The sequence below is a fragment of the Bradyrhizobium sp. 215_C5_N1_1 genome (assembly GCF_052075935.1).
GTDB classification, from domain to species: domain Bacteria; phylum Pseudomonadota; class Alphaproteobacteria; order Rhizobiales; family Xanthobacteraceae; genus Bradyrhizobium; species Bradyrhizobium barranii.
The window spans coordinates 6,524,582-6,536,951 of record NZ_CP197228.1; the positions used below are offsets into that span (position 1 = coordinate 6,524,582).

General features: G+C 63.5%; 10 protein-coding genes. 4 read left to right on the forward strand and 6 right to left on the reverse strand.

Going from position 1 to position 12,370, the window contains the following annotated elements; all coding sequences use genetic code 11:
• Positions 1–14: 14 nt before the first annotated feature.
• Positions 15–479 (forward strand): nuclear transport factor 2 family protein, encoded by a 465-nt coding sequence (locus tag AB7G19_RS31355; protein ID WP_085404380.1) that lies wholly within the window; start codon positions 15–17, stop codon positions 477–479.
• A 99-nt stretch (positions 480–578) separates the two neighbouring features.
• On the opposite strand, the gene AB7G19_RS31360 is transcribed toward AB7G19_RS31355, so the two are convergent.
• From AB7G19_RS31360 to AB7G19_RS31385, 6 genes are all read right to left on the reverse strand, one after another.
• Entirely contained in the window at positions 579–1,253 is a 675-nt protein-coding gene (locus AB7G19_RS31360; protein ID WP_085404381.1) for a spermidine synthase, read from the reverse strand.
• Positions 1,254–1,283: 30 nt separating this feature from the next.
• A complete protein-coding gene (locus AB7G19_RS31365; RefSeq protein WP_085404382.1) occupies positions 1,284–4,520 on the reverse strand; it encodes a bifunctional cytochrome P450/NADPH--P450 reductase in 3,237 nt (1,078 codons plus the stop codon).
• A 131-nt stretch (positions 4,521–4,651) separates the two neighbouring features.
• Positions 4,652–5,647, reverse strand: coding sequence for an alpha/beta fold hydrolase (locus AB7G19_RS31370; protein ID WP_028146842.1), 996 nt, complete (start codon positions 5,645–5,647; stop codon positions 4,652–4,654).
• Between the two features lie 10 nt (positions 5,648–5,657).
• Positions 5,658–7,208: a WS/DGAT/MGAT family O-acyltransferase gene (locus AB7G19_RS31375; protein ID WP_028157105.1), complete on the reverse strand. Its 1,551-nt coding sequence runs from the start codon at positions 7,206–7,208 to the stop codon at positions 5,658–5,660.
• A gap of 46 nt (positions 7,209–7,254) precedes the next feature.
• Positions 7,255–8,055, reverse strand: coding sequence for an esterase/lipase family protein (locus tag AB7G19_RS31380; RefSeq protein WP_085404384.1), 801 nt, complete (start codon positions 8,053–8,055; stop codon positions 7,255–7,257).
• The gene (locus AB7G19_RS31385; protein WP_071915885.1) at positions 8,056–8,313 is read right to left on the reverse strand and encodes a DUF6489 family protein; all 258 of its coding nucleotides are present in this window, start codon (positions 8,311–8,313) and stop codon (positions 8,056–8,058) included. It lies immediately after the preceding gene.
• Between the two features lie 385 nt (positions 8,314–8,698).
• Here AB7G19_RS31385 and AB7G19_RS31390 point away from each other — a divergent pair, with 385 nt between their 5' ends.
• The 3 genes from AB7G19_RS31390 to AB7G19_RS31400 all read left to right on the forward strand — a co-directional run bounded on the left by AB7G19_RS31390 (position 8,699) and on the right by AB7G19_RS31400 (position 12,361).
• Positions 8,699–10,294 (forward strand): ABC transporter substrate-binding protein, encoded by a 1,596-nt coding sequence (locus tag AB7G19_RS31390; protein ID WP_085404385.1) that lies wholly within the window; start codon positions 8,699–8,701, stop codon positions 10,292–10,294.
• A 104-nt stretch (positions 10,295–10,398) separates the two neighbouring features.
• On the forward strand, positions 10,399–11,379 hold the full coding sequence (locus AB7G19_RS31395) for an ABC transporter permease (RefSeq protein WP_063984746.1): 981 nt from the start codon (positions 10,399–10,401) through the stop codon (positions 11,377–11,379).
• A 10-nt stretch (positions 11,380–11,389) separates the two neighbouring features.
• Complete coding sequence (locus tag AB7G19_RS31400) at positions 11,390–12,361, forward strand: ABC transporter permease (protein WP_085404386.1); 972 nt, start codon at positions 11,390–11,392, stop codon at positions 12,359–12,361.
• The last annotated feature ends 9 nt before the right edge of the window (positions 12,362–12,370 follow it).

Below are 12,370 nucleotides of genomic sequence, written 5' to 3' on the forward strand. Positions count from 1 at the left end.
CTCTCGGAGTTCACATGCATCTCATCGTCCGGCCCGTCGCAATGATTGCGGCTTCCATTCTCATGCTGTCCCTCAGCAACGGCGCTGCGCTGGCCGCCAGCGCGCAGGAAGAAGCCAACCGCGCCGCCGTGCTGGCCTTCTACGAGAAGGGCCTTAACCAAAAGGACGCCGACGCCGCCCTCGCCTATGTCGGCAACCGTTATGTCCAGCACAATCCGAACGCGCCCGATGGTCCGGACGGTTTTCGCAAGTTCATCGGCTTCCTGCGCGAAAAGTTCCCGAGCTCGCACAGCGAGATCAAGCGCTCATTCGTCGACGGCGACTTCGTCATCCTGCATGTCCACTCCGTTCGCGAGCCCGGCAGCAGGGGCCGCGCGATCGTGGATATCTTCAAGCTGGAAAACGGCAAGATCGTCGAACACTGGGACGTTGTTCAGGACATCCCGGAAAATCCGGCGAACAACAATACGATGTTCTAGAGCCGTAGCCCGGATGAAGCGCAGCGTAATCCGGGACCACTCTTTGCGGATCGACCGCCCCGGATTTCGCTTCGCTCCATCCGGGCTACAAATCGCCGCCTAGCTCTTCCGCGCAATCCAGATTACATGGCGCGCGCCGCCGCCTCGTCCGGTGGCCCGGACATTGACTTCGTTCACATCGAAGCCGGCGCTGCCGAGGCGCTTGGTGAAGGCCGGGTTGGGTCCCGACGACCAGACGGCGAGCACGCCGCCCGGCCGCAGCGCCACCTTCGCCGCTTTCAACCCGCTCGCATTGTAGAGTGCGTTATTGCCCTTCCGGGTCAGCCCCTCCGGCCCGTTGTCGACGTCGAGCAGAATGGCGTCGAAGGCCGACCGCTGCGCGCGGATGATCTCGCCGACATCGGTTTCCCGGATCTTCACCCTGACATCATCGAGACTGTCGCCAAAGACCTCGGCCATCGGGCCGCGCGCCCAGGCGACCACCGCCGGCACGAGCTCGGAGACCACGATCTTCGCCTTGCTCCCGAGCACAGTCAGCGCCGCGCGCAGCGTAAAGCCCATCCCGAGGCCTCCGATGAGGACAACGGGCTTTGCGACCTTCTCGATCTGCTTCGCCGCCAGTGTCGCGAGCGCCGCCTCAGAGCCCGACAGGCGGTTGTTCATCAGCTCGTTGGTGCCGAGCTTGATGGAGAACTCCTTGCCGCGCCGCATCAGGCGGAGCTCCTCGTCGGAGCCGGGGATTTTTGCGGTGTCGATCTTTTCCCAGGGAATCATGGGAAAGCTTTAGCACGATCGGACGAACAATCACCCTCCCGCCCAGACGTCCAGCACATAGCGGTTCTTCGCGCCCATCTCCTCGATCCAGCGCACAGCTGTGGCGGCATCGCTGCCGCTCTTCTCGCGATGGATCGCAACGAGCGCGGCCTTCACGTCGGGCTCCATCTTGCCGCCATCGCCGCAGACATAAATGATCGCGCCCTGCTCGATCAGCGGCCAGACCCTGTCCTTCTGCGCGGCAAGCATGTGCTGCACATAGGTCTTCGGTCCATCTGCACGCGAGAATGCCGTGAAGAGCTCGGTGATGCCGCTTGCCGCCAGCCCCTTCAGCTCCTCCGCGTAGAGAAAATCCTGGTCGGGATGGCGGCAGCCGAAGAACAGCATGGCCGGACCGAGGGCGGCGCCTTTCGCCTTGCGCGCAGCGCGCTCCTGGAGGAAGCCGCGGAACGGCGCAAGCCCGGTGCCCGGGCCGATCATGATGATCGGCACCGATGACTCATCCGGGAGCCGGAAGCCGGCCTTGGTCTCGCGCACGGTGGCATAGATCGCATCGCCCGCACGCCGGTTGGAGAGATAATTCGAGCAGATGCCTTTGTAGACACCGCGCCCGGAGGCGGCCGGCCCTTCGACCACGCCGACCGTGACGCTGCATCGCGCCGGGTCGACCGACGGCGACGACGAGATCGAATAGTAGCGCGGCGCCAGCAGCGAGAGCATTTCCAGGTAAACGTGGAACGGCAACTCGCAGGCCGGATATTCGAGCAGCATGTCGAACACCGATTTGCGCCCGGCCAGAATCTCGGTGCGATAGCGCTCGAGCGGCTCGGCCTCCTCGCCAACGAAGGCCAGCAGCTTAGGCTTGGTGACCGGGCAGCGGGTGTGCTCTGCCATGATCTGGATCTGCTTCCGTGTCGCCACCTGCTGCAGCTCGACGAACTCGCTGAGCAGGCGTCCGACCGAGACGGCATTGCCGACCGGCAGCTGCGCGCGGCGGCCTTCGGCGACCTGAAGCCTGATCTGGTCCGCCGGCAGGAAGCCGAAGCGACGGGCAACCGAATCCACCAGCGTCGGATCATTGCGCGGGACCACACTCAGATGATCGCCGACGCGGTAGGTGATGTTGGACGGCAGCTGCACCTCGATATGGCGCGTCGAACGCTCGGACGGATTGGCGCTGGACTTGTTCTGAAGCTCGTCATTGACCAGCACCTTCATCGCGACAGCACCGCCCTGCGCGACGATGGTGTTGACGGCGGTTACTGCGACAGGCTCGATCGCATAGAGCGGATCGTCCTCCGCGGTGCGGGTGAAATTCCAGTCGATGCCGAATTCCTTGGTGGCGACCTGCGCGGCCGCAGGGAACCATTTCTGGAACTGGCCGTCGAGATCGCTGCGCGCATCGCCTTCGCCGCGCGGATAGACCGCGCGCGCACCATGCTTCGACAATTGCTCGTCGATGAAGCGCGGCACCGATTGATAGGTCGCCGCCCAATCGCTGTTGCCGCAGCCGAACACAGCGTAGCGCACATTGGCAAAGGCATCCTTCGGCAGATCGTCGCCGAGCCATTTGACGAATTGCGTCGCATTGTCAGGGGGCGCGCCGTTATAGGAGGCGCAGATGATCAGCACGCCACCCTCCTGCGGCAGCTTGCCGACGTAATCGTCGAGCGGCCCGAGATGCACGGCAAAGCCGTTGATCTCGGCAAGGTCGGCCATGCGCGTCGCGAGCTCCTCGGCCGTGCCGAGATTGGAGCCGTACAGCACCAGCATCGGCGTATTGTGGCCGGGCCGCGTCGTCGGCTGACGAGGCGCCCGCGGCCCCGAGGACGCAGCTGCGACAGGACCGCCATAGGCGCCGCGCTCGCGATCGGCGCGCGGACGTACCTTGATCTTGAAGCCTTCCGGCTTCATCGTCAGCGTTTCCTTCAGATGCATCTGATAGCGCTGATGGTCGATCAGCTTGAAGCGCTGGAGGATCATGCCGAGCGCGAGTGCCGCCTCGTGCATCGCAAAACCGCGGCCGATGCAGGCGCGCTGGCCATTGCCGAACGGCTTCCAGGCGTTGATCGGCCGCTTGGCCTCCGCCTCGCGGCTGAAATTCTCGGGATCGAAGGCGTCCGGATTCGGACCCCAGACCGAGGGATCGCGATGCAGCGCCGTCACCAGGATGGTGATGAAGGTGCCCTTCCTAAGCCTGTACTGGCCGCCGCCGATAGTCTCGTCGTTCAGCGGCGAGATGCCATAGGCCGGCGCCGGCGGCCACAGCCGCAGAGCTTCCTTGAGGATCTGCGTGATGTAGGTGAGCTGCGTCACCTGCTGGTAGGTCGGCTTCGCGTTGACGTCGGGGCCGAAGACGCGGTCGACCTCGTCATAGGCCTTCTTGAGAATGTCCGGGTGCTTGAGCAGAGCGTAGAGCGTGTAGGACAGCAGGCCACTGGTGGTCTCGTGCCCCGCGATCAGGAACGTGTTGATCTGGTAGCGGATGTTGATGTCGTCAAGCTGCTCGCCGGTCGAACGGTCGACGCCGGTCATCATCGCGGCGAGCATGTCCTTCTTGTCGTCGATCCCTTCGGCGCTCTTGCGGCGCTCGGCGATGATCTCGTCGACCATCTTGTTCATGAAGGCGACGTCTTCGGCGAGCGTCTTCCGGCGCTTCTGCATCCAGAGCTGCTCGAACGGCAGGCCGCGCGTCATCATGATGGTTTCGAGCGAGCGCACCAGCGACTCGACGAAGGGATGGTAGTCGCGTCGATAGAAGGAATTGAAGCGGTACTCGAAGCCGCACAGGCCGATTGTGTCCAGCGTCAGCGCGGTCATGTCATGGACGACGTCGATCTCGTCGTCGGCGTTGAGCCGTTCCCATTTGTTGACGAGCTGCTCGGCGATATCGACCATGCTCGGGTGATAGGACTGCATGGCGCGGTTGCCGAACGGCTGAAGCAGGATGTTGTGCGCCTTGCTCCAGTTCGGCTCCCTGGTGTCGGCCGTGAAAAGGCCGTCGCCGCCGACCGCGCGCACGCGGCGCAGCGCACCGCGCACCGTCTTGTCGAAGCGCTTCTCGTCGGACAGCTCGTCGACGAGATCATGGCCGGAGACGACGACGATCGGCGAACCCATCATGTCGAGCCAGAAGATCGGCCCGAGCTCCTTGGCAAGCCGGGTCAGGTGCTGCACCGGCGCGGCCGAATCCAGCGACAGCATGTTGCCGACCACCGGCTTGGTCGGCGGCTGCGGAATCGGGTCCAGACGGTTCTTGGATGACATCGAAATGTAGTCCCCCTGCCTCAATGTCGTCATTGCGAGCGAAGCGAAGCAATCCAGAATATATCCGCGGAGGCAGTCTGGATTGCTTCGTCGCTTCGCTCCTCGCAATGACGCGTTCGCAACGACGAGCGCTAACCAAACCGCCTTCTACGCCATTCGATCAGCTTGGCGCTGACCTCTTCCGGCTTCTCCTGCTGCGTCCAATGGCCGCTGTCGCGGACCAGGTATTTTTCGAGATCGGGAATCAGCTTGTCCATGCCATCGGCGGAAGACGGCGGCAACACCGCGTCGTTCTCGGCCATGATCATCAGCGACGGCACCCGCACCGTATGATCGAGCCCTTCGGCGCGCGTCCAGTTGCGCGACATGTTGCGGTACCAGTTGATGCCGCCGGTGAAGCCCGTTCTGGTGAAATTGTCGACGAACACCTTTTTCTCTTCCGGCGACAGGATCGGCGTGCGCGGATCGTGCTTCGCGTCGTAAGCCGCAATCATCTGCGGAAACGCCAGATTGACCCGCGGCGAAGCGCCCACGCCGGCAATCACTTCCTCAGCCGGCGCATCGGGCGGGCGCGGCGCCGGCTTGCGCATGAACGCATCGAATGTCTGCTCGACGCGACTGCCGAAGATCCTGTCGGGTTCACGCGCCGGATCCTGAAACTGCACGATGTACATCTTGTCGCCGAAGCGAGCGCGCAGCAGCTCGATCGGATCGGCCCAGGCACGGTTGGTGTGAGGCGTGTTGATGCCGACCACCCCCGCAACCCGGTCGATGTGCCGCAGCGGCATCTGCCAGACGATGAAGCCGCCCCAGTCGTGACCGACGAAGATGGCCTTGTCGATCTGGAGATGATCGAGGAGCCCAACGAGGTCGCCGGTCAGATGTTCGATGTCGTAGGCCTCGACCGGCTCGGGCCGGTCGGTCGCGCCATAGCCGCGCTGGTCCGGCGCGATCACCCGGATGCCGGCCTCGCTTAGCGCCTTGATCTGGTGACGCCAGGAGAAGGCGAGTTCCGGCCAACCGTGGCACAGCACCATCGGCGGCTTGTCGCTGACCGGGCCCGCCTCGTAGTAGCCCATGCGGATTCCGTTCGTCTGCACGAACTTGAGCGGTGGCATCTCAATCATCGCAATATTCCTACTCTGCGGCGCCCTTGACGTCGGCCGCCGGCGGCGCGTAGGCCGCCTCCAGCGCGGCGAACTCCTCCGGCAGCATGTCGCACATCACCTGCACGTGCGGAATGATGTTGGCGCCGACGATGAAGCCGAAGTCGAGCTGGTCGCGATAGCTCTGCACGGTGATGTTGAGCGCCTGTCCATGCGTCGAGATCGACACCGGGAAGATGTGCAACAGCTCCGCGCCGGCGGCATAGAGCGTCTGCCGCGGCCCCGGCACGTTGGACACCGTGATGTTGGCCGCCGGCGGCAGCACATCCGACAGGTTCGAGCGGCTGTAGAGCAGCGCCAGAACCTGCACCATCATCGGCGCACCCAGCATCGAGATGTTGGAAATCTGCGGCATCAGGGCCCGCAACGGATGCGACATCTCCTTGGACTTGGTCGACTGCGCGATGATCGCCTCCAGCCGCGCCTTGGGATCGTCGATATTGGTCGCGATCGAGCAGATCATGCCGAACACCTGGTTGTTGGCCTCGGTGTTGCCTTCCTCGCGCAGCGAGATCGGCACGGCGGCGGTCAGCGATTTCGCCGGCAGCGTGCCATATTGCTGGAGGTAGCGCCGGACCACGCCGGAGGCGAGCGCCAGCACCACGTCGTTGAGCTTGCCGCCGGCCTGCTTGGCGAGCGCCTTTGAACGCGACAGCGAGATCGAGACGCCGGCAAAGCTGCGTTCCGAGGAAATCGTCTTGTTCAGCATGGTCGGCGGCGACACCATGCTGGCGAGGCTTTCCCGGGATTTCGGATCGGAGATTTTGCCGAGCACGTCGGAGACGCTCTTGACCATGGTCGGGATGTTGCCGGCGAAGCGCACCGCGCTCTCGATCTGATACATCGCATTGTCGAACAGGATCGAGCCGATGTCGCTCTTGCCCGTGCGCGGCAATTGCAGGTTCTTCGCGGCGGCCGAGGCATCGAGCGGCTGGGTGAAGAGCTGCTGATAGGAATCGAGCAGGTTGGCGGCGATGTCGCGCGGCTCCTGTCCGGGCTTGCTGCCCGCCGTCGGCGGATCGACCTTCCGGGGGGTGGGCGAGATATCGTAGATCATGTTGGTCAGCGCCGCCCCGGCGCCGCCGTCGATGGCGGCATGGTGCATCTTGGAATAGAGCCCGACCTCGTTGTCCTTCATGCCCTCGAACACGTAGAACTCCCAGAGCGGCCGGGCGCGGTTCAAGAGCTTGGCGTGCATCCAGCCGACGATGCGTTCGAGCGTGGCGCGGTCGCGCGGCTGCGGCAGGCTGGCGCGGAAGATGTGGCGGTCGATGTCGAACTGGTCGTCCTCGACCCAGGAGGGATGATCGATATCGAGCGGCGCCTTCTCCAGCCGTGCCTTCAGGATCGGTGCGATGTGCAGGCGCGAGACGATCATCGCCTTGAAGTCTTCGAAGAAGTCGCCCTTGTAGTCGTCAGGCAGGCGAAAGATCGCCATGCTGCCGACATGCATCGGCATCTCCGGCGTTTCCAGATAGAGAAATGATGCGTCCAGCGACGACAGCTTCTTACCGTCAGCCATAGTTCCCTCCGCTCGTTTCGACGGGCGCCTTTGCCGGCGCTTCTCGTCAGGCCGATACTGCCCGTTCCGGCGGGGCATATGCAATGGCAAACGGCCCTGCCCGGTCGAACGGCCAGAATTCCCCCTCCGGTTGCGCCAGGCGGTCCGCCACGGCCCACAGCGCCGCGGGGTTCACGCCGAGCCCGATATGGCTCGCCAGGTGCACCTCGATGTTCTCGGCGCGGTCGGAGGGACGCAACAAACAGGTTCGCCAGTTCACGACACCGTCGGCGCGCGAATAGATCGACGTCGCCGGCACCGGCAGATCGCCGGCGATCGCCTCGCGCAGTTCGGCGAAATCCTCGACACGCTCGCCGGTCAGCGCTTCGTACAGCCGCGTGGCGTTGGTCGCCCGCACGTCGTTGGCAAACGGGCTGCCGAGCGTGACGACGTAACGGACCATCTCGGGCGCCTGGAGCGCGAGATCGCGGGCATAGACGCCGCCGAGACTCCAACCGACCAGGCTGACCTTGCGTCCGCTCGTGGCGTGGATTTCGGCAAGGCGCTTGCGCAGGGCTTCCCTCATCCGTTCCAGCCCACCGAGATTGCGCCCCATCCGCCAGGCATGCGCCTCATAGCCGAGCTCGCTGAGATAGCGCCGCATCGGCGCCATCGAAAGATCGCTGGCAAGAAAGCCCGGCAGCGCCAGCACCGGATGGCCGTCGCCCCTGGGCGCGCGCATCAGGAGCGGCGACAGCATTACGCTGGCGTTGAATTCGAAAAGTCCACGGGCTTCGGCCAGCAGCAGGCCGAGGCTCGGCGGACGAAGCCGGCCCGACCCCTGCGGCTCGTCCGGCCCGGGCGACATTTATTTCTTCTTGTCGCCGCTGCGCGGGCTGCCGAGACCGGCCATGGTGACGAACATGTCCTGAAACCGCTCGGCGATCTTGGGATCGAAGGTGAACCAGCTCTGGATCAGCGATTCCGGCGAGACCTTGTCGATATTGGACATCATCTGCTGTTGCAACTTGTCCATCACGGCGGTCTGCATCGGCATCACGTCGGGTAGTCCGAAGAACTGGCGGGCTTCAAGGGGGGTGCAGTCAATTTCGATGTTAACTTTCATGTCCCCTCCAGATGAGATTCGAGCGGCCTGTCGCAGTATCGCCGCGAGACGGTGTGCAACGCAAGCGACCTGAGGCTGGCGGCCGGCCTTGCTTCCGCGATCGGCGGATATGGTCAATGAAATCGCGCCCGCCATGAGCCCGCTTCCTCGGCGCCCGGCGGGGCACGAGGGCCCCGCGGCCGGGGACTTCACCGATCGAAAGTCGAATATCGCCCGCGAACCCCTCGCCGCCAGATTGTCGGCCAGCATTGCTGCACAGCGGCGCAACTTGGCGCGTTCCTTGCTGGAATGGCGCTTGCACGGGTCGTGGACTCTGGGCAACATGGATTGGGACGCCCGCCGAACAATCAAAAATCACGGCGCGGCAGAGTGGAGAGGGTCAAGAATGTCAGTCGGTCGAACTCTGTTTGCGGCGACGCTCGCCGGTACGTTTGCGTTGACGGTCTCGTCGGCGTCGAGCCAGACGCTACGTTATGCCAACCAGGGTGACCTGAAGTCGCTAGATCCCTATACCCTCAACGAGAGCACCACTCACGCCCATCTCGGTCACGTCTATCAAGGCCTCACCGCGCGCGACAAGGACCTCAAGATCATTCCGGCGCTGGCGGAAAGCTGGGAAACCCCGGAGCCGACCCGCTGGCGCTTCCATTTGCGCAAAGGCGTGAAATTCCACAACGGCGATCCCTTCACCGCCGACGACGTGCTGTTCTCGGCCGATCGCGTCCGCAAGAAGGGGTCCAACATGCAGACCCGCCTTGCTCCGGACGTCAAGGTGATCAAGGTCGACGACTACACCGTCGATTTCGTCCTGCCCTCGCCCAATCCCATCCTGCATAACGCGTGGGATGTCTGGTACATCATGGACAAGAAATGGGCCGAGGAGAACAACGTCGTCGACCCGACGCCGGTGGCGGCGACCACGCCGAGCTACGCCTCGCTCCACGAAAACGGCACCGGTCCCTTCATCATCGAGAGCCACCAGCCCGGCGTGAAGACGGTGTTCAAGGCCAATCCCAATTACTGGGGCAAGGTCGAAGGTAACCTGAAGGAGATCATCTTCACCCCGATCGCCTCCGACGCCACCCGCGTCGCCGCGCTGCTGTCGGGCGAAGTCGACGTCATCGAGCCGGTGCCGATCCAGGACATCTCCCGCGTCGATTCGAGCCCGAACGCCCAGGTGCTGAAGGGGGCGGAGCTGCGCACCATCTTCATCGGCTTCGATCAAGTCCGCGACGAGTTGCTCTACTCCAGCATCAAGGGCAAGAACCCATTCAAGGACATCCGCGTCCGCGAGGCCTTCTACAAGGCGATCGACATCGAGCTGATCAAGACGCGCGTGATGCGCGGGCTGTCGACGCCGTCGGCGTTGATGATCGCTCCGGAATTGTTCCTGCTGTCCAAGGAGTTCACCCGGCCGAAATTCGACCCTGAAGGCGCCAAGAAGCTCCTGACCGAGGCCGGCTACCCCGACGGCTTCGAGGTCACCATGGATTGCCCGAACGATCGCTACGTCAACGACGCCGCGATCTGCCAGGCCGTCGTCGGCATGCTCGCCCGCATCGGCGTCAAGATCAATCTGCTGGCGCAGCCCAAGGCGCAATACTTCGCCAAGGTGTTGAAGCAAGGCGGCTACCAGACCTCGTTCTACATGCTGGGCTGGACGCCGAGCACGATGGATTCCCACAACGTGCTCTTTGACATCATGGGCTGCCGCGACGATGCCAAATCCTCGCGCGGCGAAGCCAATCTCGGCGGTTACTGCAACAAGGAGTTCGACGCCATCACCGACAAGGTGCTGGTCGAAACCGACACCGCCAAGCGCAACCAGCTGATCAAGCAGGCCTACGAAATCGGCAACAAGGACTGGTCCTACATCCCGCTGCACCAGCAGGCGCTGGCCTGGGGCGTATCAAAGAAGGTCAACCTGCCGCAGCGCGCCGACAATCTGGTCATGTTCCACTGGGCGACCAAGAAGGAATAGCGACAGTTGAACACGAGGTCCCGGCAGCGTCAGGCTTCCGGGACCTTTCCTTTTCCGGCTGACAAAGACGTCAGCCAAACGCACACCCAAGGATAGTGGAAGGCATGCTCGCTTTCACTCTTCGCCGCGCCCTTCAGGCCATCGGCGTCATGTTCGCCGTCGGCATCATCGCGTTCTCGATGTTCCGCTTCGCCGGCGACCCGGTCAACCAGATCGTCTCGATCGATACGTCGGCGGCCGAACGCGAAGCCGTGCGCAAATCGCTCGGCCTCGATGATCCCGTGCCGGTGCAGTTCGTCCGCTATTTCGGCAACGCCGCGCAGTTCAAATTCGGCGTCTCCTATCAGTTCCGTCAGCCGGTCTCTACGCTGTTGATGGAGCGCATGCCCGCGACGCTGGAACTGGCGATCTGCGCGACCGTATTCGCAATGGTGTTCGGCATCCTGATGGGCGTCTATTCGGCGCTCAAACGCGACACCGTGCTCGCCAAATTATTCCAGGCGGTTTCGCTGATCGGCATCTCGTTGCCGACTTTCCTGATCGGCATTCTCCTGATCTATCTGTTCGCGGTGACATTGGGCTGGTTGCCCTCGTTCGGTCGCGGCGAGGTGGTCAAGCTCGGCTGGTGGACGACGGGGCTGCTCACGCTGTCGGGCCTGAAGGCGCTGATCATGCCCTCGATCACGCTCGGCCTGTTCCAGATGACCCTGATCATGCGGCTGGTGCGCGCGGAAATGCTGGAAGTGCTTCGGACCGACTATATTCGCTTCGCTCGGGCCCGCGGGCTGACCACCCGTGCCATCCATTTCGGCCACGCACTGAAGAACACGCTCATTCCCGTCATCACGGTGGCCGGACTACAGTTTGGCTCGGTTATTGCATTTTCGATCATCACCGAAACCGTATTCCAATGGCCCGGCATGGGACTTCTGTTCGTGCAGGCCGTGCAAAACGTCGATATCCCGATTATGGCCGCCTACCTGCTGATGGTCTCTCTGATTTTCGTCACCATCAATCTGGTGGTCGACATCCTCTACACCGTGGTCGATCCGCGCCTGCGCTCGACCATCGGCCGCGCCGCATGAGGCAGCCTCCATGTCCGACGTAGTCGCCTCAAATTCCGACAAGCAGAGCACGCTGCCGACGCATGCCGCCCGCAGCTGGCTCAGCCGCGCGCTCGACAGCGACATTTTCTATTCGTTCCGCCGCTCCAAGCTGACCATGGTGGCGGCGGCCATTACCGTGCTGTTCTTCCTGCTCGCGATCTTTGCATCGGCACTCGCGGTGCAGAACCCGTTCGATCCGGCGCAGCTGCAATTGATGAACTCGCGGATCTCACCGCTCTGGACCGCCGACGGCCAGAGCCCGTTCCTGCTCGGCACCGACGAGCAGGGCCGCGACGTGTTCTCCGCCATCCTCTATGGCTTGCGCATCTCGCTCGCCGTCGGCGTCGCCGGCGTGGTCTTCGCCGGCGCGCTCGGAATCGCACTCGGCCTGACCGCCGGCTATTTCGGGGGCGCGGTCGACGGCGTGATCATGCGGATCGCCGACGTGCAGCTGACCTTCCCCGCCATTCTGATCGCGCTGCTGATCAACGGCATCGCGAAATCGATCCTCGGCAACCGGCTGGATGCCAACAGCATGCTGGTGGTGCTGGTGATCTCGATCGGGCTTAGTTTCTGGGTCGGATATGCCCGGACGGTGCGCGGTTCCGTGATGGTCGAGAAGAACAAGGATTACGTGGCCGCAGCGCAGCTGATCGGCCTGCCCGCGCCAAAGATCATGCTGCGACACGTACTGCCCAACACGATGGGACCGATCCTGGTCATCGCCACCATCAACCTCGCGCTTGCCATCATCACCGAGGCGACCCTGTCCTTCCTCGGTGTCGGCCTGCCCGACACCATGCCGTCGCTCGGGACGCTGATCCGCATCGGCAACAACTATCTGTTCGCGGGCGAATGGTGGATCGTCGCCTTCCCCGGGCTTGCGCTCGCCGCGCTGATCCTGTCGATCAACCTGCTCGGCGACTGGCTGCGCGACGCGCTCAACCCGAAACTTCGATGAGCAAAGCTT